The sequence below is a fragment of the Bacillus sp. WP8 genome, assembly GCF_000800825.1.
Taxonomy (GTDB): domain Bacteria; phylum Bacillota; class Bacilli; order Bacillales; family Bacillaceae; genus Bacillus; species Bacillus safensis.
The window spans coordinates 1,214,501-1,236,922 of record NZ_CP010075.1; the positions used below are offsets into that span (position 1 = coordinate 1,214,501).

Consider the following 22,422-nt stretch of genomic DNA (forward strand, 5'->3'; position numbering starts at 1 on the left):
AAAGGGGCTTTTTTTAGTTCAATCAAATGACAGCAAGTGCTCTAGACGAAAGTCAGGAACCGCTTCATGGAAAAAAGCTCGGTTGCCTTCATCGTTCTTTTGATCCCATTGCTTCCACCATTCGGCGGTTTCTCCTGAGGTGTCAGCTTGAATCATGTCGTGCAGCTGTTCTAAGTTGATGATTTCTCTCGGTTCTGTTAAGAAAGAATGCATCCGGTGATACACCTCAAAACGTTCAGGCTGTTTTGTGACAATGGCGTATTGTACGTAGCGATTTAAAAATTCCTGTACGAACGTCAAGTGGGGTATGGTTGTTTCTCCTTTTAACTCGACACCGTCCCAAGCCATATCAGCAATTGCACAAAGCCACCAGCCAAGTTCACTCGCGTGCTGCATTTGTTGTAATGTGTCCTTTTCAAAAGAGACTCGCTCATTTTTTTGTGTTTGTTTGAGCATACGGTCAAGTGTTTGTGCTTCAAGAGCTGCTTTGGTCATACCCTGCCCATGAATGGGATCTAATGTACACAAGGCATCGCCCATCACCAATAATCCACTTGGCCAATCCTGCATGTGTTCATAGTGATGTCTTACGCAAGAAGGAACTCTAAATCCTTTTGGTTTTGTAAAGGGCGTTAAATGGGTGATGGCTTCTGCTATCGCGGGATCGCTCAGAGCAGCGGTTTCTGAATCAAACTGATCAGCATCCGTTGTTGGATAATGTGAACCGCCGGCTGCAGAAAGAAGCACAGCTACTAAATCATGATCTACCCGTTCAAACAGTCCTGTTGGGATTTGCTTGTCTGGCTGGCCAACTACAACCATTGATTGCAGGGGTGGCGCACCTGATGGTATTTGATAGTATCTTGTGCTGTAGCCTAGAAACACACTTAACTCATCAGTCTGTGGTAAGGTGAGTCCAGCGTCTTTCAGCCATTTTGGCAATTTAGACATTCTTCCAGACGTATCAATTACTAAGTCCGCTTTCATTTTATGAATGCTGCCAGGTTTTACTTGCCGGTCCTTCACGATAAGCCCCATGACTTGATTAGTTCCCTCTTTAAACTGAAGGGAGATGGCTTCATGTTTTTCTAAAAACTGCACGCGTTCTTCTGTTACTATTCTTTGCATCAATACCCACTCTAGCATTGCGCGTCTTGTGACGGCGGTTTCTTCTCTATCAGTGAGTGTTAATTCGCCATCTTTTGTGATAAATCGAGAGGTTTGATGCATGGTATTAAATCCGCCCATCGCCAGTAACTCTTTTGTATAACCAGGAAATAGCCGTTCAACGATTTGCTTGCCAAGTGGCAGCATTCTATGTGGATGAAAGGCTTGAGGAGTGCCGAGACGATTCTCAGGAGAGTCCGGCAGTTCATCCTTTTCAATAATCAATACTTGATGATAAAACGTTGATAAAACTTTTGCAGCGAGCATCCCGGTGATACCTCCGCCAATGACGATTGCCCGCTCATATTTCATGGGTTGTGTCACAACATGCGCCTCCATTGAATACACAAAATGGTTACATGACCATTTCATCATATGTTGATTCATTAATTATAGCAAATTTACGCTTGAATATAGAAAGGAAACGTACTTCTTTTTACTCGTAAATATGAAGAATTTCTTCAATCATTATTATTATTTTTAAAAAGTAACTATTAATTTAAGAAGAACGACCGATAAACTATATAAGGGGGTAGAGAAATTGGATATACTACAGAGTATTGTGACAGCAGCACCTTATATGATGCAGATTTTAAAAAACGAAGTGACGATGGGTGTCATTGATCGAGAGAAATTCTTGCTGTATTTGCCATCGAAAGATGTGGATTTTCAAATTCGTGCTGGAGAACTTATTAAACCAGATGATTTAAATATGAAAAAAGCGCTTAGAGGTGAGACATCAAGTATGTTTGTGCCTGAATCGGTTTACGGAATACCGTTAAATGCAATGGGGCTGCCAATTTTTGATGAAAATCAACAGGTTATTGGTGCACTCGCTTTAGGTTTTCCGCTTAAAAATCAATTAGAGCTTGAAGCATATATGGAGTCATTAAATGACATCATTCATAGTATTCAAGAAAAGGTGCATGTGGTGGCGGCGCATTCAGAAGAGCTTTCTGCGACAAGTGAGGAAATGACCTTACAAACGCAGCAAACACTTGAAAGCTCGAAAAAAACATCCGATATTACAAAAATGATTAAAGGGATTTCGAAACAAACGAGTTTGCTAGGATTGAATGCGTCAATTGAAGCAGCCCGGGCAGGAAAAGAAGGGGCTGGCTTTAGTGTTGTAGCCAGTGAGGTTCAAAAGCTTTCAAGTGAAACTTCACGTGCAACAGAAAATATCGAAAGCTCTTTGCAAGGAATTTCCTCCAATATACATACATTACTTGAGAGTATGGGACATATGAAAAGTTCATCAGCAGAGCAGGCTTTACTTGTAACAGAGTTTAGTGAAATTGTGGAACGACTGACAATCGTAAGTAAAGAAATGAAAGAATTTATGCAGCATGTGATGTCAACGTAAAAAACGAATCCAAGAGGGATTCGTTTTTTTAATACGCTATTTTCTTTTGTTCCGATCAAAGCGATAATCGTATGTTTCACCCTTTACCACATTTAAAAATTCATGCCCGATTTGTACAAGCTGTCCATTTTTCCACTTGATGAGGGGGTCTTTATCAGGGTATTTCCAGTAAATCGTTTTCTTTCGGTGGGTGAGCTTGTTTTCAATTTCTGCTCTAACTGCGTTCTCCTTTAGTTTCCCTCCGCTATGTCGATAGGTGTTGATGATATATGTTCCGTCTGGTGATGTCATCGAGCGGATAAAGGTTCCGTGAGATACGCCTTGAAGAGAAAAGCATTTCCAGTAAATGATGCCAGCGAAGCTAAGGAATAAGATGACAAGGGTGATGGTGGTTTTCTTTTTTAACATGAATTCCTCCAGATGTAGATCACAATATTTCTAATTTATGAGAGAGAATGCAAAAAGATTCATATAGTCCAAAAGTTCTATTCATTTCAATTATCGGTCATTTTTTCTCAAAATTCAACAGATAGCCGTAAAGATAAGGAAAATTTAAGGATGTTTCATGTCGATAGGTCATTCGAAATCCCTTTACAAAAGAATTTAAGATCAGTAGACTTATGCTCATATAGAGAAATGGGGAAGATGGAATGACGCAAATCATTGATACATATCAAAGTTATGAAGAGCTTTCCGCTCATGAAAGAGAAGGAATCGATTATCAAATTCTTCACGAGTGGAAAGGTGACCAGCTTTTGGTTTTATCTCCTCATGCCGGAGGAATTGAATCTGGCGTGAGTGAGCTCATTCATGAAATCGCAAGTGATCAGTCTATGTATTTATTTGAAGGCCTTAAAGTGAAAGGCAATCATGTGCTTCACATTACAAGCACACGTTTCGATGAGCCGGTCTGCCTTTCTCTAGTGCATACCCATCATTACACGTTTGCGCTCCATGGCTACGGTGAAACGGAGATGCTTCAAACATTAGTGGGCGGGACAGACAGAGAAAGAGCGGCAGAAACAGTGAAACGTTTAACGCTTAATGGCTTCCAAGCAGTGCTGCTATCTGAATCTGATCGTTATTCTGGAACACATCCTCACAATATCAATAATCAATGTCTGACGGGAAAAAGTGTACAACTTGAAATCAGTCAGGCGCAAAGAAGAGCATTCTTTCAAGACTTCAGACGGCGCTATCGCCGCGAAACGCAAAATGAGCAATTTTATCGGTACACAAATGTACTCAAGCAAGTATTAAACCTGTATGAATAAACGCCTGCTCCCCTATGCAGAGAGGCTTATGTTTGATAAACAGCTTCTTTTTCCGCGACCTTTTCAGCTTTCATTAAATAAGATGTAAACTCTTGTTGAAAGCGAATGCCTGCTTTCCGTTGTTCGAATAAGGCCAGCCGCTTTTCAGCGAAAGCCCAGGTGACGTGAAATGTTTGCGCAATCTGCAAAATGGCTTGCTGCCGAAGGTTTGGAAGCTTCATTTGCATCAGCATAAAGGTCGGTACACAAAAGTGATACATGAATTGTTTAGCCTGAAACTCTTGCAGTTCTCGAAAGAGTTTGTGCATCTTGAAATGATTGCCTGCATGCTTCAGCACATGACAAAGCTCGTGGGCAAAATCCTGCCATTGTTCCTCTGATGATAGAGATCTGTTTAATATAATACTGTAAAGACCTTGATGTTTGATCATCATGCTGCCAGTATCCTCATAGTGGACCCATACATGAAATTCAGAAGCGATCCTTTGCATGTCTCTATAAGCAGGACCGCTTATTTGTAGTTTGGCATATAACCGTTTAATCTCTTCTTCTAAATGGGTTAAAAATCCAGTCATTTAAAAACCTCCAAGCAAACGTATGTTCTGTTTTTGGCGTAAAAGAAAAGTCCATATAGGACTAAATAGCTAATTGAGCTATTGCTTACTTTTATTATCGGCTTATTTTTAACAATTTTAACATAAAATCAAGGAAAAATGGAATTAATTCCTGTTTTTTTCTTCATTTTTACGTTTTCCACTACTAAAATGAGTGATTGAATTCAAATTTTACCATAGTCTTATCACTAAAACAAACTCATGTTGTCTTACGAACGCCACCAATTGATGAGAAAGATCAATTCAATCTAGCAAAAGGGAGTGCAGAACATGGTAGAAATTTATCAAGATTTTATTCCAGTTGGAAACGGAAACCGCCCAGGATACGCCATGACACCGATGTATGTGACGGTGCATAACACAGCAAACACATCAAAAGGAGCGGATGCGAAAAGTCATGCGGCATATGTGAAACGCCCAACGACAGAGGTGAGCTGGCACTTTACAGTGGATGATCATGAAATCTTTCAGCATCTGCCGTTAAATGAAAATGGCTGGCATGCAGGGGACGGACAAGGCAATGGTAATCGAAAGTCGATCGGCATTGAAATTTGTGAAAATGAAGATGGGAATTTCCAGCAAGCGGTCAAACATGCGCAATGGCTCATCCAAAAGCTGCTGAAAGAACATAACATTCCACTAGCTAACGTGGTTACACATCAGCACTGGTCTGGAAAAGCATGTCCACGCCTGCTTCTTGCTACATGGGATGAATTTAAAAAAGGAATTGAAACGGCAGGAGACCCTGAGACGGTCATCACGTATGTCGTCAAAAGCGGGGATACGTTAACGAGTATTGCTAAAGCTCATGACGTCACAGTTCAGGATCTACAGAAGTGGAATAACATTAGCGACCCGAACAAGATTCAAATTGGACAGGTTCTTAAAATTTATCGAAATGATGGAAAAATGATGTATGAGCTGCCGGATGGGATTTTAAAGGTGACTTCGCCTCTAACGAAGGGAGAGCACGTACGCCTCGTCCAAAAAGCGCTTGCTGCCGTTTATTTTTATCCTGATAAATCGGCTGCAGATAAAGGCATCGATGGTGTTTACGGAGAAAAAACGGCGAATGCCGTGGCACGCTTTCAGCTGGTGAACGGTCTGACAAGTGATGGGGTATACGGTCCTAAAACGAAGGAAAAGCTGCTTAAACTATTAAATCAGTGAGTGTTTCTGTTTGTATGATTGGATGGCTGTTTCACTTTTTTCAATTAATCGCCTAGTATATGGGGATGGCTGATATTCGGCAAACTGAACATATCTTAGTTGTTTGATTTTCTTTTTCATTTTGGCACCTCAATCGTTGCAGCGTATAGCGTATTGTATGCAAGTCTATGTAAAAATGGAATCAGGACGCGGATTTCGTTCCGCGTCCTTTAGTGTAATCAAGCCTTTTTGTTTTTATACTCATCGAGAAGCTGTTCATTCTTTTTAAAAATTCGCTCAGTATGGGGGCTTACCTTATAATCGGCCATACTGATATGGCGTTTTTTCTTTAAAATTTTAAAAGGGTTTTTCTTAGGATTGTTGTTATCCCCTTGAAGTGCGTGGTCCATCTTCATCACCTTCCTCTTCGTCAGGCAAGATTAGGTCATAAATTGTTGTAAGTGATGTCATTAATAAATAGTCGAACTCCGTGACAATCTCATCGGAGGTGAGCTTAATGACAAAATGAGCATCTGCTACAGAAAATGGGATGAGCACCAAATGACCGAAATCATCATAATATACTTCCTGCCTGTCAAGCTTCGCCTGAATGAGAGCCCGCTGGTCAAGTGTCCGAAGCAGGTCATCTTTTTGTTCCTGCGTATCGTATGGACAAAGCACCGCTTGAATATTCATCTTGTCGGCAAAAGAATAAATTAGCCGCTCAATTCCCTCTATATATGCCTCTACACTTCCATAATATACATGGATCGGTTCATTTTTCAATAGGTATTGGTACGTTTTTAGTTTATTAAGGTAAGAATGAAGCAGATCGTTATTTTGTTCAAGGAGTTGATGGGTGTCGGTTTCCAGCTCATGATTTCCGAGTTTCTTAATATAGGAGCTAAGAAAGATGAAAGCATCGGTTAATGCGAAAAAAACGGCAATGATCAAGTAGTGCATCCAATCAGTGAAGATAGAAGAAGGATCATTTGTCCAGTACACGACAGCACCCGCTACATAAATCCAATACCACGTTTTACGAATGGCAAACATCTTTTCTTTTACTTTTTGTTCAAAGCGCCATACCGCAAATACATACACAGCAAGAGCACCTAGCAATAACCATACAGTCAATTGAAAAAATAATAGCATGTTCTTCTCTCCCATAGACAGATGATTACTTGTTTATTTCTATGGATATGATTGGAAACCCTGCTTCATGAAAAAATGTCCTGCGGGGAAAGGATATTTAAGTGTGCAGACAAATAAAAAAAGACCTGTCAGACAGGTCTTTGAAATTAGAGAATCGCATTTAACACAAAGTATATAAGAGCTCCTAGAGTTCCTGAAATCGGTAATGTAATCACCCAAGTGACAAGCATACGTTTTGCCGTACCCCAGTTTACCCCTTTGACTCTGTGTGCAGAACCTACACCTAGAATAGAAGATGAGATCACGTGAGTGGTACTAACAGGTAAGTGAATAAACGTCGCACCGAAGATAATAGCTGCACCCGTTAAGTCGGCAGATACTCCGTTTACTGGACGAATTTTCATAATTTTACCGCCGACTGTTTTGATAATCTTCCAGCCGCCAATAGAAGTACCGAGTCCCATTGCAAGCGCACAAGAGAATTGTACCCAGAAAGGAATGTCGTCTGTTGTATGCAAATTACCTGCAATTAAAGCCATCGTAATAATTCCCATCGCTTTTTGCGCATCGTTTGTTCCATGGGTATACGATTGCAGTGCAGCCGTTAAAATTTGAACACGTCGGAATTGTTTATTTGTTTTTGCGAGATTGTTGTTTCTAAATATAATTTTGATAATGGTATACACGATATATCCCAATACGAAAGCTAGGATAGGTGAAAGCAAAAGGGCTTGAATGATTTTAATGAATCCCGAATAGTTTAAAGCGCCAAAACCAGCAGAGGCAATAACCGCTCCTGCAATTGATCCGATTAGTGCATGTGAAGAACTACTCGGAATCCCGTAATACCAAGTAAGCAAGTTCCATGTGATGGCGGCAATTAAAGCAGCCAAGATCACAACAGAGCCGTTTTGAAGTGTAAATGGATCTGCGATATCTTTTGTAATGGATTTTGCCACACCTGTAAATGTCATTGCTCCTAAGAAGTTCATGAACGCTGCCATGATAATCGCATGTCTAGGCTTTAATGCCTTCGTTGAAACTGAAGTCGCAATGGCATTTGCTGTATCGTGGAACCCGTTAATGAAATCAAAAGCAAGTGCACAAATGACAATAAGTATGGTAAGGATGAGTAATGTGTCCATGTTTAACTAACCCCGTTACGCATTCTTCATAATGATTGTTTCTAGATTGTTGGCAACACTTTGACAGGAATCAGCGATTTCTTCAAGTGTTTCGTAAATTTCTTTGTATTGAATCACCTTAATTGGATCTGTTTCTTTTCCAAACAAGTTCTTTAATGATTTACGATGAAGATTGTCACAATTATGTTCAATCTCTTTAATCTTGATTGCGTGCGGATGAATATCTTTCAAGCGATTTTCAGCTAGTAAATCAATTGTGATTAAAATTTCTTTCGCACACTCTCTGATGTAGTGGCTGAATTTGTCGATATGTTCGTCAGAGCTTGTGATTGAGTAAATTTCTAATGTTGCGGAAAAATGCTCAATTCCATCTAAAACATCATCGAGGCTATTCGTTAATTGAAGAATGTCTTCACGTTCAATCGGTGTAATAAAGGCTTTGTTCAGCTCTTTAATCATGGTATGAACATGATTATCACCTTTTGTCTCATATTCCTTCAATGTGTCAGAAAATTCTTTCAGAGTGGTTTGATTTGTTACTTTATAGCTAACAAAATACTCAGCAGTTTCATCTAAATTTTTAGCAATTTCCGTTAACAAGACGGAAAACTTGTCTTTTTTCCTTTTTAACATGTAAAAACCCTCCATTGTATAAATGAGACAATGCACACATCAAATAATTATATATTCTTTTGTCGAAAAAAAACAGGTGTAGTCGAAAATTTCTTCACTTTTTCTATTTGATCTTATTCTGACCTAAAGATGTGATCTCAACACACCTTTTTCTAAAAGGGGAAAAGCAACGAAAAAAGCGGGCCATTTTTGGCACCGCTTATAGGCTAAGAAGCCGAATGAATCAGCTTAAACCTTTCACAAACAAGAAGCATATCCTCTTTGAAATCTAATCCGTATGATTGGAGTGCTTCTGTGAAAAATTCTTTATGTTCTCTATACCAATAGTCATAAGATAAATCGCCTTCACCTTCTGCTTTTGCAAATGATTCGGGGACTTCATTCATTGGCATGACATCTACATGTGTAATTTCAATGATGGCTTTTGGCTCTTCCTGGCTATCCAAAATGACCGCATATTGTCCGGGTTTTGGAAGCGGCTCCTGTTCCTTTTCATAAAACAGGTGTCCAGAACAAGTGGCTGTTTTCTTTCCTTGCTTGACAAGATCAAGTAAATGATCTGGATCTGATCCGAATGCCCACGCCGATACAAATGCGTCAGCGGGTGCTTGTTCTGATTTCTCTTTCCAATAGTCTTCCCAAAATAATCTGCTTTTGTTGTTCACCGTTTTTTCCCCCTCTTTGTTGTATTTATTATACCTTGAACCCGAATCGTTGGAAATGCTGTGTCTTTATTCCTAATGATCGAGTGCGTCATATGTTTTGAAAAACAATGTCCGATTTGGGAAATGTAGGATGATAGGATGAAAATTTTAGAAATTTTAGAATAATCTATTGTATTCTGGTCAAGAAGTCGGTAAGGTCAAAGTAAGAATATGGAAGGGGTGTTGTTCATGAAACGCATTTCTCTAACTGTTTTGTCCATATGTCTGTTTGTTTTCTCGTTTTTTCTGCCTGTCAGCCAAGTCAATGCGAACGAATCTCATGGGAGTAAAGTAGCTGTTGGTAAAGATGGCATGGTTGCTACTGCTCACCCGCTGGCATCAGAAGTAGGTGCTGATGTATTGAAGAAAGGTGGAAACGCAGTGGATGCTGCTGTTGCCATCCAGTACGCACTGAATGTGACAGAGCCAATGATGTCTGGAATTGGCGGCGGTGGTTTTATGATGGTTTATGATGGAAAGACAAAAGAAACATCCATCATCAATAGTAGAGAACGAGCACCACAGGGCGCAACACCTGACATGTTTTTAACGGACGAGGGAAAAGTCATCCCATTTGCTGAGCGGTCTTCACACGGTAATGCGGTTGGTGTTCCAGGGACAGTAAAAGGTCTCGAGGCAGCATTGGATAAGTGGGGGACCCGTTCGATGAAGGAATTGATTGAGCCTTCCATCAAGCTTGCAGAGGATGGATTTGAAATCGATTCTGTTCTGGCACAAGCCATTGAAGATCATCAAGGGAAGCTGAAAAAAACGGCTGCAGCGCCAATCTTTCTTCCAGATGATCAGCCGCTCAAAGAAGGCGATCTGCTTGTACAGCCAGGCCTTGCCAAAACATTTAAGCTCATTGCGAAAAAAGGAAGTAAAGCATTTTATGAAGGAAAAGTAGCAAAGGCACTTGCAAATACAGTCCAAGATTTTGGCGGAACGATGACAACTGATGACATTGGTCGTTATGAGGTCAAGACTGACAAGCCTATCTGGGGGGACTATAAAGGATACCAGCTTGCAAGTATGCCTCCACCAAGCTCAGGCGGTGTGTTTATGCTGCAAATACTCAAAATACTAGATCACTTCAATCTATCACAATATGACCCCAAATCATTCGAAAAATATCAGCTGCTTGCTGAAACAATGCATCTCTCCTATGCTGACCGTGCTGCATATGCAGGCGACCCCGAATTCGTAGATGTTCCACTAAAAGGACTACTAGACGATGATTACATTTCAAAAAGAGCTTCTCTCATTCAATTAGATCAAATGAATAAAAACCCGAAAGAAGGAGATCCATGGGCTTATGAGGATGAAAAGAATCCATCCCCGATTGTCCCGCAGCCAGAAGATAAAACCATTGGCGAGACCACTCATTTTACTGTTGCCGATCAGTGGGGAAATGTCGTGTCATTCACAACAACCATTGAACAGTTATTTGGTACAGGGATTCTTGTTCCGGAATATGGCTTTTTCTTAAACAATGAACTAACAGATTTTGACGCAAGACCAGGCGGAGCAAATGAAGTCCAGCCGAATAAACGTCCATTATCCAGTATGACTCCGACGATCATATTCAAAGATAACGAGCCGGTCATGACTGTTGGCTCACCTGGAGGAACGACCATTATTGCTTCTGTTTCACAAACCATCCTAAACTTGCTTGAATACGATATGGAGCTTCAAGATGCAGTGGAAGAGCCGCGGATATATACAAACAGTCCAACTTCTTACCGTTACGAAGTAGGAGTTCCCCTTGATGTGAGAACGAAGCTAAATGACATGGGTCACCGTTTTGGCAGTTCGCCTATTGATATAGGAAATGTGCAAGCCTTACTCATTGATCGAAAAGCAGGGACATTTACTGGAGTAGCTGACTCCTCGAGAAATGGAACCGCTGTTGGTGTCAATTTAAAGCTATCTGCCGATTAAAACCATTTCCCGGGAAAAGAAGCGCCTCTTCAAGATGGCGTTTCTTTTTTGTTAAATGAAAAAACAGAGTTGACACCTGTGAATAGTTTGAATAATATATAGACTAACATCAATCATACATAGCTGATCGGACAACCGAAGGCTCTTGGCAATTTGAAGTACAGGACTGTAATGTATTTCAGGTGGCTAAGGGTCTTTTTTGCGTATGAAACGGCAAGGTTGGTGTCACTATTATTTGATAACAGGGGAGCGGGATAACGTGAAAAAGTGGAAATGGGTCTCGGTTGTAACCATCGTAGTGGTCTTGGCTGTGACGAGTGCTGCGTGCTCAAACGCAAACGAAGCCTCAAAGCAAAAGGGGAAGGTTGAGCTGTTAAATGTTTCGTATGATCCTACACGTGAATTGTATCAGGAATACAATCAAGCCTTTCAGACGTATTGGAAAGACAAAACAGGTGAGGATGTCACGATCAAGCAGTCTCACGGTGGATCAGGCAAGCAGGGAAGATCGATTATTGATGGACTCGAGGCAGATGTGGCAACGCTGGCTTTAGGGTATGACATTGATGCGATTGCAGATCGCGGACTGCTTTCGAAAGATTGGCAAAAAGAATTTCCAAATCAGTCAACTCCTTATACATCCACCATTGTGTTTCTTGTGAAGAAAGGGAACCCCAAAAATATTAAAGACTGGGACGACTTGATTAAACCAGGTGTGTCCATCATTACACCAAATCCGAAAACGTCCGGCGGTGCGAGATGGAATTACTTAGCTGCATGGGCCTATGCCGATAAAACATTTCATGGGAATGAAGACAAAACAAAGGATTTTGTCAAAAAGCTATATGAACATGTCGAAGTCCTTGATTCAGGTGCACGCGGGGCCACAACGACCTTTGTTGAACGCGGTCTTGGAGATGTGTTAATTGCATGGGAAAATGAAGCCTATTTAACACAGCACGAACTAGGCAAAGACAAATTTGAGATTGTCACCCCATCGATTAGTATTCTAGCAGAGCCGCCTGTTGCGGTCGTCGATCAAAATGTGAAACGTAAAGGAACAGAGAAAGTGGCAAAGGCTTATTTAGATTATTTATATTCTAAAAAAGGGCAGGACATTGCGGCGAAAAACTATTATCGTCCTAGAAATCAAGAAGTCTTAAACAAATATAAAGACCAGTTTAAAAAGATTGATATGGTGACGATTGATCAAGCATTTGGCGGGTGGAGAAAGGCGCAGAAAAGATTTTTTGATGATGGCGGCTTATTTGATCAAATATACAGCGGACAAAAATAGGGGGCGATGTGATGAAGAAAACACATGCAGCCGCCAATAAAAGAAAACGTATATTGCCTGGATTTGGGCTGAGCCTTGGGGTGACGCTCGTTTATGTAAGTGCGATTGTCGTCATTCCTTTATCCATGGTATTTATTTGGACGGCTTCATTAGGAGCAGAGGGGATTTGGAAGGTGTTTACCGATGCAAGAGTATTGAAGTCGCTCCAGCTGACCGTGACGACTTCCTTTGCAGCTGCTCTCATCAATGCAGGGTTTGGTGTACTGATTGCCTGGGTTCTCGCCAGGTACACATTTCCCGGAAAGAAAATTTTAGATGCTCTCATCGATTTGCCTTTTGCGCTCCCAACGGCTGTTGCGGGTATCGCTCTCACCACCCTTTATTCTCCAAATGGGTGGATTGGTCAATTTCTGCATTTAAAGGTGGCATACACACCGATTGGGATTATTTTGGCACTTATTTTTATCGGCATACCATTCGTTATCCGAACCGTTCAGCCTGTGATAGAAGGGCTGCAGCAGGAAGTGGAAGAGGCTGCGGCGATTCTTGGTGCGACAAGGAGACAGACCTTTTTTCACGTGCTACTGCCAGCTTTGTTTCCTGCGGTGATGACTGGATTTTCACTTGCGTTTGCAAGAGCACTAGGGGAATATGGCTCTGTTGTGTTTATTGCTGGAAATATTCCGTTTAAAACAGAAATTACACCGCTGATGATCATGTCCAAGCTTGAACAATATGATTATCATGGTGCAGCAGCGATTGCATGCTTGATGCTGCTTCTTTCGTTTTTCATCCTGTTATTGATTCACGGCATTCAGTGGTATGTTGAGCGGAAAAAACAAGTATACGTGAGGTGAAACCATTGGAGAGAGAGCTTAGTCATCGGCATCATGTTCAGTATAAAAGTCCTGTAACCGAATCTAAAGCGGTGAAAATCCTATTAATTACGGTTGTGTATGCTTTTTTGATTTTATTTTTACTCATACCGCTGATCGCCGTGTTTTCAAAGGCATTTGAGAAAGGGTGGAGTTCATACCTTCTGGCCATCTCACATCCAGATACACTAGCGGCAATCAAATTGACCGTTTTCATTGTCGTCGTCACCTTGCCGCTTCAAATGATCTTCGGGGTGAGTGCTGCATGGCTTATCACAAAATTTAACTTCCGCGGCAAACGTTTGTTGACGACTGTAATTGACCTCCCGTTTGCCGTTTCGCCTGTGATTGCTGGACTTGTATTTGTGCTTTTATTTGGTTCAAACGGGCTTTTAGGACCTTGGCTTATGGAGAATGGATGGAAAGTCATTTATTCTGTACCAGGCATGATTCTAGCAACCATATTCGTTACATTTCCGTTTATTGCTAGAGAATTAATCCCGTTTATGCAGCATGAAGGCATTCATGAGGAGGAAGCATCACTCACACTTGGTGCAAACGGATGGAAGACTTTTTTCCTTGTGACACTCCCAAATATCAAATGGGCTCTTTTTTACGGCGTTATTTTAGCCGGGGCAAGAGCGATTGGTGAATTTGGTGCTGTGTCGGTTGTATCAGGTCATATTCGAGGGATGACCAATACGATACCGCTTCATATCGAAATTTTATACAATGAGTACCAATTTCAAGCCGCTTTTGCTGTGGCGTCTCTTATGGCATTTGTGGCAGTCATTACTTTAATCATTAAACAAATCATTCAGCAGAGGGATCACCGTCTTGGCAAGCGGTCAACATAAATGGAGGGATCGGCCTTGGGGATTACAGCAAAACAAATATCAAAACAATTTGGTCAGACAAAGGTTTTGCAAAACGTGGATTTATCGATAAGAAATGGTGAATTGATTTCTTTATTAGGACCATCTGGCTCTGGAAAGACGACGTTATTAAGAATCATTGCAGGTCTTGATTACGCCAATAACGGGCAAGTTTTATTCGGAGATCAGGATTATACACACGTTCCAGTACGAAAGCGGCAGATTGGATTTGTGTTTCAGCAATATGCGCTTTTTCGAAATATGACGGTTTTTGATAATGTGGCATATGGGCTGAAAATTAAACCTAGAGGAGAAAGACTGCCTAAAAAAGATATCAAAGAGCGGGTGCATGAGCTTTTAGAGGTTGTTCAGCTCACACAGTATGAGCAGCGTTATCCAGAGCAGCTGTCAGGCGGACAAAAGCAGCGTGTAGCACTGGCACGAGCACTTGCCGTTCAGCCGAAGGCACTTTTATTAGATGAACCTTTTGGTGCGCTTGACACAAAGGTGAGGAAAGAATTAAGGCATTGGCTGAAAAAAGTTCATCGTGACTTTCAAATGACCACTATTTTTGTGACACATGATCAAGAAGAAGCATTCGATATTGCTGATCGTGTCGTGGTGATGAATGAAGGAAGAATCGAAAAAATTGGCACAAAGGAAGAAATGGCAGTACAGACTGACAATCTATTTGTATCTGAATTTTTAGATATAGGAAGCCACATTTAACAAGAAGTATAGAAGGTGAGTAGGGAAAGACGCAGTGATCACTGCGTCTTTTTTTTATAAAAATTTCCCTAGGAACATTGACTTATAATTTCGAATATTATAATATCTTTACAAAGGTAACAACGTTGAACATTTTTAATAACTTGATATTGTAAGCGCTTTATAAAAGATTCTATTCTAAAATGTTCTTTTTTTTGTTACATGTGTTCATGTTTATACCAAATGAAAGGGGTGGTTGTTTGAATAACTTGTTTGAGTTAAATGAACAACTGATTACGCTGCAGTTCGAAGCATCTTCGAGAGAGGAGGTGACGACATACTTAGCAGATAGGTTAGAAGCTGGAGGGTACATTAAATCGAGCTATTTACCTGCAGCGCTTGAAAGAGAAAAAACATATCCTACAGGTCTCCCGCTTGCAACTTTTGGGGTAGCGATTCCGCATACAGATCCTGAGCATGTGAACAAACCGGCGATTAGTGTTGCTACATTAAAGGAACCTGTCGTGTTTCATAAGATGGGGAGCCCCGATGAAACAGTGCAAGCCAAAATTGTGTTTGTCCTAGCAATCTCTGAGCCTAGCAAACAGCTTGTGATGCTCGAGAAGCTCATGACACTTTTTAGAAAAGAAGAAGTGATGACAAAGCTGTCTCACATGACCTCTTATGAAGAAGCGGCTCATTTGCTTCAACAAGAGCTAAACCAATAATCATTCATGAAATAATGTAAGCGCTTTATCTGAAAAATTCAGGAGGTGGATGTATGATCAAGCAAGCCGTCGATTTTATATTAGACCTTGGACCAACTATTATGCTCCCGATTATTATGACGCTTTTCGGTATGATTTTAAGACAGGGCTTTAAGAAATCCTTCAGGGCCGGTATTACGATCGGAATTGGATTTGTCGGTGTCAATCTTGTCATTAATTTGCTCGTGAGCGGTCTTGGGCCAGCAGCGAAAGCTATGGTTAATTCCCTTGGACTAAAGCTCGACATTTTGGATGTTGGATGGCCGATTGGCGCTGCCATATCCTTTGGTACACCTGTTGCCCCGCTCATGATTCCTCTTGTGCTTTTGTTAAATGTGATTTTATTGTCCGTAAACTTCACGAAAACACTGAATGTGGATATTTGGAACTTCTGGCATTTAATTTTCGCAGCCTCTGTTACTTACTACGCTTATCATAATATGTTCTTGGCTCTTGCTGTTGGCTTGATTGTTTCTGCGATCACGCTTAAATTAGCCGATTGGACAGCGCCGACAATCGAACACCATTTTGGATTAAAAGGCGTATCGATGGCTCATGCTGAAACGGTCAACTTCGCACCGCTGATGTATGCGTCCAACCGCGTCATTGATAAAATTCCTGGTTTAAACAAAATTCATGCTGATCCAGAAACATTAAAGAAACGCTTTGGCATCTTTGGTGAACCGCTTGTGATGGGTCTCATACTTGGTATCATTATTGGTCTTCTCGGCGGCTATGATGCAAAAGGCGTGATGACACTCGGGATTCAAATGGCAGCAGTTCTTGTCTTAATGCCAAGAATGGTTGCGTTATTAATGGAAGGACTCATTCCAATCTCTGAGGGCGCTCGTTCTTATATTCAAAAGCGTTTCCCAGGGAAAAATGTCTATATTGGTTTAGATACAGCGATTGTCATTGGTCATCCAGCGAATATGGCGGTAGCCCTTTTAATGGTGCCGATTACGATTTTGCTCGCTGTTGTTCTGCCTTACAATGGCATGCTTCCGTTTGCTGACTTATCGGTTCTGCCATTTACAGTTGTCTGGGCAGTAGCAGCCGCTCGTGGAAATATTATTCGCGGCCTTATTAACAGTATTTTTACATTAATGATTGTCTTCTTTATCGCAACGAACCTTGCACCGCTTGCAACGACCATGGGGAAAGCCGTCGGCTTTGATTTCCCAGAAGGGGCAAACATGATTTCAGGTATTGACCTTGGTTCTCACGTCATTCCTTGGATCATGGTGAGACTTCTTGATCCGAGCAACCCTTACTTTATTGCAGCGATTATCTGTGCTCTGGCTTATGCGCTTCTATGGTACTGGGTGCGAAATGATATTAAAAAGCAGTATGCAAAAGAAATGGGTTTAGATCAGAAAGAACAATAAATGAGCTGGAGGGATTCTAATGGCGAAGAAAATATTAGTATCATGCGGAACGGCAGTTGCAACATCAACGGTTGTGGCTAAAAAGGTAGAAGAGACGTTAAAGGAAAAAGGATATGATGTCGTGGTGGAACAATGTAAGGCATCTGAAGTCCCGCAAAAAGCAGAGGGCGCCGATTTAATTGTGACAACAACGCCTGTGAGTGATACAAAAGGGACACCTGTGATTCAAACATTATCCTTTTTAACTGGATTTGGCATTGAAGATGATATCGAGAAAATCATAGAGTATATCAAGTAGAGGGCTATTTTCTGGAGGAGCTTTCGCGGCTCCTTCTAGTGATTTGAAAGGAGGAAGTCTCATGCAGCATCATGCTTATAGCCGAACGTCTGCAGTGTTGTCTATTTTTCTTCCGGCTGTGCTTATCTGTCTGTTTTTTCTCTGGTCTCTTTATACGTTATGGTCAGCAGGACCTGAGCCGTTAGCTGTGCTGGGCGTTTATACACTGCCGATTCTCATGCTGTCTAGTATCACAGGACTGAACCAGCCGACAAATGTCGTCATTAGTGAAGATCAACTGAAGATAGGGGCTTTTGGCAGATGGCACACATATGCAGTGTCTGATATTAAAGGAAAGCTTTTTTTAAAGCCATATCCTCATATTGGGAAAGTCTATGTCAGGGTGGGACCAGCCCGGATATTCGGAGGGCGCTACTGGATATCAAGTGAGATGAGTGAGTATAAGCAGCTTGTTCAAACGTTACAGGATTTTGCGACGGGTGATGAAAAGGAGGATGCCGCTACATGAAATCAGCTGTCTTTTATTCTTCAGAGGACATTCGGTATGAGGAGCGGAACCGGCCAGCCATCGGTGATGATGAAGTTCTGTTAAAGCTGCGAGCCTGCGGCTTATGCGGAACGGATATTTATAAAGCAACGCATGAGACAGTACCTCCTGGGACCGTGCTGGGACATGAAATCGCTGGTGATATTGTCGAGACCGGCACACGAGTGACACATGTCCAGACGGGGGACAGGGTCTATGTGGCGCATCATGTGCCTTGTTTCACCTGTGACTTTTGTCAAAAGGGATTCTATACGATGTGTCCGCAGTTTACAGCCACAAATGTAGAGCCAGGCGGGTTTTCAGAATATATCCGTATACCTGCTTTGCATGTCAAGCACACGATGGGCAAGCTTCCAAAAGACGTATCGTATGAGCAAGGGGCGATGGTAGAACCCGTTGCCTGCTGCCTGCACGGATTTGAACGAGCACCTGTTCATCCAGGAGATTCCGTCTTGATCCTTGGAGCGGGGCAAATTGGCTGTATTCAATTGCAGCTTGCCAAATATTATTTAGCTGGAAAAGTGATGATAACAGATGTGAATGAGAACAGGCTGCTGCGTGCGAGAAGTTTAGGTGCAGATGCCGCTTTTCATCCAGCAGCTGAACCAGTGGAAAACCGGGTGATGAAAGAAACAAATGGAAAGGGAGCAGACCTCGTTATTATTTCTGTTGGGAGCAGTGCGCTTTTAAAAGAGGCGTTTCAAGCTGTAGCGCGAGGCGGGACGATTTTGGTGTTTGCTCATTTTCCAAAGGGAGATGTGGCCATTCCTGCTGAACGATTTTTCAATGATGAAGTGAAGGTAGTAGGAGCCTATTCATCGCATCCATATCATTATCGTGAAGCCCTTGAGCTTCTGAAAGCAAAAGTGGTCAACACTGAAAAGATGGTGACGCACCGTTATCCGTTAAGCCAGCTGCTTCAGGCGATAAAATGCGCAAGGAATCCTGAGGGTGAGAGCGTCAAAATCATGATGTATCCAGATGAATGAGTGTAGGAGATTAAAAGAGAAAGAGAAGTTCTTTGGAAAAGGGCTTTGCCTTTCTCTTTTTTTCTGACAAAAGATGAAAACGCTTAAAAATGAGAGAGAATTGCTTGACTTCGCTGACACTTAAACGTATGATAATTACAAATGTAACATACAAGAACAAATGTAAAGGGGAGAGAAGAAATGCAAAAACAAATCACTTTGCCTGAACAGATTAGTCATGAGAAGTTAGCAGATTTATATAAACAAATGTGGTTAGTGAGATATTTTGATGAAAAGGTCGATCAATTCTTTGCAAAAGGACTTATCCATGGCACCACTCATTTATGTGTTGGACAGGAAGCATCAGCTGTTGGATCGATTGCAGTGTTAAAGGATAAAGATAAGATCGTCAGCACACACCGAGGACATGGTCACTGTATTGCAAAAGGGGCCGAGGTCAATAAAATGATGGCTGAATTGTTTGGACGTGAAACCGGCTATTGTAAAGGAAAAGGCGGCTCCATGCATATTGCGGACTTAGAAAAAGGAAACCTTGGGGCAAATGGAATCGTTGGCGGCGGTATCCCGCTGGCAACAGGTGCAGCGCTCACATCTAAAATGAAGCAGGAAGGCTTTGTTGTTCTTTGTTTCTTCGGAGATGGCGCCACAAATGAAGGCAGCTTCCATGAAGCATTAAACCTTGCGTCTATTTGGGATTTACCAGTTGTGTTTATTTGTGAAAACAACCAGTACGGCATGTCTGGCCCTGTGAAAGAAATGATCAACATTGAAGATATTTCAACAAGAGCAGAAAGCTACGGAATGCCAGGGAAAACAGTTGATGGAAATGACATGGTTGAAATTATGAACACAGTTGATGAAGCAGTCAGCCGTGCGAGAGCGGGAGAAGGCCCATCACTTATTGAAATGAAAACGTACCGCTGGAAGGGTCACTCTAAGAGTGATGCGAAAAAATACCGTACACGTGAAGAAGAGACAGAGTGGAGACAAAAAGACGGCATCAAACGCTTTAAGTCTCTTTTGATTGAACTGAATGTTTTGACAGAAGAGCAGGCAGCAAGCTTACAGGAAGAAGCGAAGCAGGAAATTGAAGCGTCTGTAGAATTCGCCAAAAACAGTAAAGAACCGTCAATCGACACACTATTAGAGGATGTATACGCCTAATTAGGAGGGGAATCACGTGACAAAAACAACAGTGAGAGAGATTTCATATTTAGAAGCCGTTCGAGAGGCTATGAGTCAGGAAATGAGAGAAAACCAAGATGTCTTCATTTTAGGTGAAGATATTGGCGTATATGGAGGTGCTTTTGGGGTCACGCGCGGCATGATTGAAGAATTTGGGCCAGAGCGCGTTCGCAATACACCTATCTCAGAGGCTGCCATCGCAGGTGGGGCAGTCGGAGCGGCTTTAACCGGTATGCGTCCGATTTTAGAACTTCAATTCTCTGACTTTATTACAATCGCAATGGATCAGCTTGTGAACCAAGCAGCCAAAACACGATACATGTTTGGCGGAAAAGGGAAGGTGCCGCTTGTTGTAAGAACGCCAGCAGGATCGGGAACGGGTGCAGCGGCGCAGCACTCACAAAGCTTAGAAGCGTGGATGGCACATATTCCAGGACTCAAAGTGGTTCAGCCTTCAACAGCCTATGATGCAAAAGGTCTTTTAAAAGCAGCGATGGATGATGACAACCCTGTCATTTTCTACGAGCACAAGCTTTTATATAAAACAATCGGTGAAGTGCCTGAAGAGCAATATTCAATTCCTCTAGGAAAAGCAGATGTGAAAAGAAGCGGGAAAGACGTCACGATTGTAGCAACAGCGATTATGGTTCACAAAGCGTTAGAAGCGGCGAAGGAACTAGAAGCAGAGGGAATCGATGTTGAAATCATTGACCCAAGAACACTTGTCCCATTAGATGAAGAAACGATTATCGAATCTGTGAAGAAAACAGGTAAATGTATCGTGGTTCATGAAGCGGTAAAACGAGGCGGCTATGGCGGAGAGATTGCAAGTATGATAGCGGAAAGTGAAGCCTTTGACTACTTAGATGCTCCAATTAAACGACTTGGCGGTCTTGCGGTTCCAATACCATACAACCCGACGCTGGAAAAAGCGGTCATTCCACAAGTGCCAGATATTATTGAAGCAGCAAAAGAGCTTGTGCGCTCTTAAGTAAAGGGGAGAAGATCATGCCAAAAGAGATATTTATGCCGAAGCTAAGCAGTACGATGGAAGTCGGCACCTTGCTTCAATGGTTTAAAGAAGAAGGAGATTCGGTTGAAATCGGTGAGCCTCTTTTTGAAATTATGACAGACAAGATCAATATCGAAGTGGAAGCCTATGATGATGGTATTTTTCTAAAGAAATATTATGAAGCCGATGATCAAATTCCAGTCAATGCTGTCATTGGATATATCGGAGAGGCAAATGAACAGGTGCCAAGCGAACCGCCAGCACAATCAGATGAAGATTCATCCGGGAGCAGCGAATCGGCTTCATCAGACACGGCTTCATCCAGTTCTACTGAAGCCCCAAAAACACCTAATGAAAAAGTGCGTGCCACTCCTGCGGCGAGAAAAACGGCAAAGGATCATCATGTGGCGATTCATGAGGTATCTGGCACAGGACCTAAAGGCAGAGTTCAAAAGCGGGACGTCGAGGCGGCTGTCCACTCTAATGAGAAAGATCAGCGCGTGTCACCTCTAGCAGAGAAAGTGGCTGCTCGTGAAGGAATCGATTTAGCGAATGTTGCTGGATCTGGTGCGCACGGAAAAATTATGAAGAGTGATGTAACGGCAGCAGCTGCACAAACAGCTGAGTCTTCTCCAGTGAAAACACAAAAACTAGCTGGTATGAGAAAAGTGATTGCTGATCGCATGTCACAAAGTGCCTTTACAGCACCGCACGTGACATTAACAAGTGAAATCGATATGACAAAAACAAAAGAAGTACGCAAACAGCTATTGCCAGCGATTGAAAAAGAGACAGGCTACAGACTGTCGTTCACAGAAATTATCATTCATGCGGTTAGCAATGTACTCACGCGCCACCCGCATATCAATATGACGTTTGAACAAAATGAGCTCCATTTCCATGATGATGTGCACATTGGTCTCGCTGTCGCTGTAAAAGATGGCTTAATGGTTCCAGTCATTTCTCATGCGAACCAAAAAGGGTTAAAACAGCTGACAAAAGAGGCGAAAGAAATCGGCCGAAACGCACGTGACCAAAAACTGCTGCCAGACCAGCTGAAAGGGTCCACTTTTACCATTAGTAACTTAGGTATGTATGCCATTGATACCTTTACCCCGATTATTAATCAGCCAGAAGTGGCGATCTTAGGCGTTGGGCGCATTCAAGAAAAACCTGTTGTGGTAGATGGAGAAATTCAGGTGCGGCCGATGATGGGCGTTAGTTTATCGTTTGATCACCGAGTGGTAGATGGCGCACCAGCGGCTGCCTTTTTAACAGACCTTAAAAAAGTGCTTGAACAACCATTTGAATTGCTAATGTAGGAGATGAATCG

Annotated in this window: 24 protein-coding genes; 16 read left to right on the forward strand and 8 right to left on the reverse strand. The window is 42.0% G+C overall.

What is annotated here, in order from left to right:
* Positions 1-18: 18 nt before the first annotated feature.
* Positions 19-1,491 carry an NAD(P)/FAD-dependent oxidoreductase gene (locus tag QR42_RS05965; RefSeq protein WP_052196517.1) on the reverse strand — a complete coding sequence of 491 codons (1,473 nt, stop codon included), beginning with the start codon at positions 1,489-1,491 and terminating at the stop codon, positions 19-21.
* Between the two features lie 217 nt (positions 1,492-1,708).
* On the opposite strand from QR42_RS05965, the gene QR42_RS05970 reads away from it, so the two are divergent.
* Positions 1,709-2,533 (forward strand): methyl-accepting chemotaxis protein, encoded by an 825-nt coding sequence (locus tag QR42_RS05970; protein WP_039177926.1) that lies wholly within the window; start codon positions 1,709-1,711, stop codon positions 2,531-2,533.
* 36 nt (positions 2,534-2,569) lie between these two features.
* Here the strand turns inward: QR42_RS05970 and QR42_RS05975 are convergent, their stop codons facing one another.
* A complete protein-coding gene (locus tag QR42_RS05975) occupies positions 2,570-2,941 on the reverse strand; it encodes a DUF5412 domain-containing protein (protein WP_039177928.1) in 372 nt (123 codons plus the stop codon).
* Between the two features lie 242 nt (positions 2,942-3,183).
* Between QR42_RS05975 and QR42_RS05980 the strand changes: the two genes are divergently transcribed.
* Positions 3,184-3,807, forward strand: a complete 624-nt coding sequence (locus tag QR42_RS05980; RefSeq protein ID WP_039177930.1) for a poly-gamma-glutamate hydrolase family protein — start codon at positions 3,184-3,186, stop codon at positions 3,805-3,807.
* A 26-nt stretch (positions 3,808-3,833) separates the two neighbouring features.
* On the opposite strand, the gene QR42_RS05985 is transcribed toward QR42_RS05980, so the two are convergent.
* Positions 3,834-4,382: an ImmA/IrrE family metallo-endopeptidase gene (locus QR42_RS05985; protein ID WP_039177931.1), complete on the reverse strand. Its 549-nt coding sequence runs from the start codon at positions 4,380-4,382 to the stop codon at positions 3,834-3,836.
* A gap of 309 nt (positions 4,383-4,691) precedes the next feature.
* On the opposite strand from QR42_RS05985, the gene QR42_RS05990 reads away from it, so the two are divergent.
* The gene (locus tag QR42_RS05990; protein ID WP_039177933.1) at positions 4,692-5,591 is read left to right on the forward strand and encodes an N-acetylmuramoyl-L-alanine amidase; all 900 of its coding nucleotides are present in this window, start codon (positions 4,692-4,694) and stop codon (positions 5,589-5,591) included.
* Positions 5,592-5,809: 218 nt separating this feature from the next.
* Here QR42_RS05990 and QR42_RS05995 read toward each other — a convergent pair whose 3' ends face one another.
* From QR42_RS05995 to QR42_RS06015, 5 genes are all read right to left on the reverse strand, one after another.
* Positions 5,810-5,980 (reverse strand): type II toxin-antitoxin system SpoIISB family antitoxin, encoded by a 171-nt coding sequence (locus tag QR42_RS05995; RefSeq protein WP_024424961.1) that lies wholly within the window; start codon positions 5,978-5,980, stop codon positions 5,810-5,812.
* Entirely contained in the window at positions 5,955-6,725 is a 771-nt protein-coding gene (locus QR42_RS06000; RefSeq protein WP_039177934.1) for a type II toxin-antitoxin system SpoIISA family toxin, read from the reverse strand. The genes QR42_RS05995 and QR42_RS06000 overlap by 26 nt, the downstream gene beginning before the upstream one ends.
* Before the next feature lie 146 nt (positions 6,726-6,871).
* Complete coding sequence (locus QR42_RS06005) at positions 6,872-7,870, reverse strand: inorganic phosphate transporter (RefSeq protein WP_017359158.1); 999 nt, start codon at positions 7,868-7,870, stop codon at positions 6,872-6,874.
* 15 nt (positions 7,871-7,885) lie between these two features.
* Positions 7,886-8,503: a DUF47 domain-containing protein gene (locus QR42_RS06010; protein ID WP_024426775.1), complete on the reverse strand. Its 618-nt coding sequence runs from the start codon at positions 8,501-8,503 to the stop codon at positions 7,886-7,888.
* A 206-nt stretch (positions 8,504-8,709) separates the two neighbouring features.
* Positions 8,710-9,168, reverse strand: a complete 459-nt coding sequence (locus tag QR42_RS06015) for an ASCH domain-containing protein (protein ID WP_039177937.1) — start codon at positions 9,166-9,168, stop codon at positions 8,710-8,712.
* Between the two features lie 228 nt (positions 9,169-9,396).
* Here QR42_RS06015 and ggt point away from each other — a divergent pair, with 228 nt between their 5' ends.
* The 13 genes from ggt (at position 9,397) to QR42_RS06080 (ending at position 22,411) form a co-directional block, all read left to right on the forward strand.
* Positions 9,397-11,148 (forward strand): gamma-glutamyltransferase, encoded by a 1,752-nt coding sequence (gene ggt, locus QR42_RS06020; RefSeq protein WP_039177938.1) that lies wholly within the window; start codon positions 9,397-9,399, stop codon positions 11,146-11,148.
* Between the two features lie 259 nt (positions 11,149-11,407).
* On the forward strand, positions 11,408-12,445 hold the full coding sequence (locus tag QR42_RS06025; protein ID WP_039177940.1) for a sulfate ABC transporter substrate-binding protein: 1,038 nt from the start codon (positions 11,408-11,410) through the stop codon (positions 12,443-12,445).
* An 11-nt stretch (positions 12,446-12,456) separates the two neighbouring features.
* A complete protein-coding gene (gene cysT / locus QR42_RS06030; protein ID WP_039177942.1) occupies positions 12,457-13,302 on the forward strand; it encodes a sulfate ABC transporter permease subunit CysT in 846 nt (281 codons plus the stop codon).
* 5 nt (positions 13,303-13,307) lie between these two features.
* A complete protein-coding gene (gene cysW / locus QR42_RS06035; protein WP_039177945.1) occupies positions 13,308-14,177 on the forward strand; it encodes a sulfate ABC transporter permease subunit CysW in 870 nt (289 codons plus the stop codon).
* A 15-nt stretch (positions 14,178-14,192) separates the two neighbouring features.
* Positions 14,193-14,924, forward strand: coding sequence for a sulfate/molybdate ABC transporter ATP-binding protein (locus QR42_RS06040; protein ID WP_052196518.1), 732 nt, complete (start codon positions 14,193-14,195; stop codon positions 14,922-14,924).
* Between the two features lie 239 nt (positions 14,925-15,163).
* Positions 15,164-15,631, forward strand: coding sequence for a PTS sugar transporter subunit IIA (locus tag QR42_RS06045; RefSeq protein WP_039177947.1), 468 nt, complete (start codon positions 15,164-15,166; stop codon positions 15,629-15,631).
* Positions 15,632-15,684: 53 nt separating this feature from the next.
* Positions 15,685-17,058, forward strand: coding sequence for a PTS galactitol transporter subunit IIC (locus QR42_RS06050; protein WP_025093457.1), 1,374 nt, complete (start codon positions 15,685-15,687; stop codon positions 17,056-17,058).
* Between the two features lie 19 nt (positions 17,059-17,077).
* Positions 17,078-17,356, forward strand: a complete 279-nt coding sequence (locus QR42_RS06055) for a PTS sugar transporter subunit IIB (protein ID WP_039177949.1) — start codon at positions 17,078-17,080, stop codon at positions 17,354-17,356.
* Positions 17,357-17,417: 61 nt separating this feature from the next.
* The gene (locus QR42_RS06060; protein ID WP_039177951.1) at positions 17,418-17,864 is read left to right on the forward strand and encodes a hypothetical protein; all 447 of its coding nucleotides are present in this window, start codon (positions 17,418-17,420) and stop codon (positions 17,862-17,864) included.
* The gene (locus tag QR42_RS06065; RefSeq protein WP_039177952.1) at positions 17,861-18,892 is read left to right on the forward strand and encodes an alcohol dehydrogenase catalytic domain-containing protein; all 1,032 of its coding nucleotides are present in this window, start codon (positions 17,861-17,863) and stop codon (positions 18,890-18,892) included. Before QR42_RS06060 ends, QR42_RS06065 begins: the two co-directional genes overlap by 4 nt.
* A 180-nt stretch (positions 18,893-19,072) precedes the next feature.
* A complete protein-coding gene (pdhA, locus tag QR42_RS06070; protein ID WP_039177954.1) occupies positions 19,073-20,056 on the forward strand; it encodes a pyruvate dehydrogenase (acetyl-transferring) E1 component subunit alpha in 984 nt (327 codons plus the stop codon).
* 31 nt (positions 20,057-20,087) lie between these two features.
* Positions 20,088-21,068, forward strand: coding sequence for an alpha-ketoacid dehydrogenase subunit beta (locus tag QR42_RS06075; RefSeq protein ID WP_034281944.1), 981 nt, complete (start codon positions 20,088-20,090; stop codon positions 21,066-21,068).
* Positions 21,069-21,085: 17 nt separating this feature from the next.
* A complete protein-coding gene (locus QR42_RS06080) occupies positions 21,086-22,411 on the forward strand; it encodes a dihydrolipoamide acetyltransferase family protein (protein WP_039177957.1) in 1,326 nt (441 codons plus the stop codon).
* Positions 22,412-22,422: the final 11 nt, after the last annotated feature.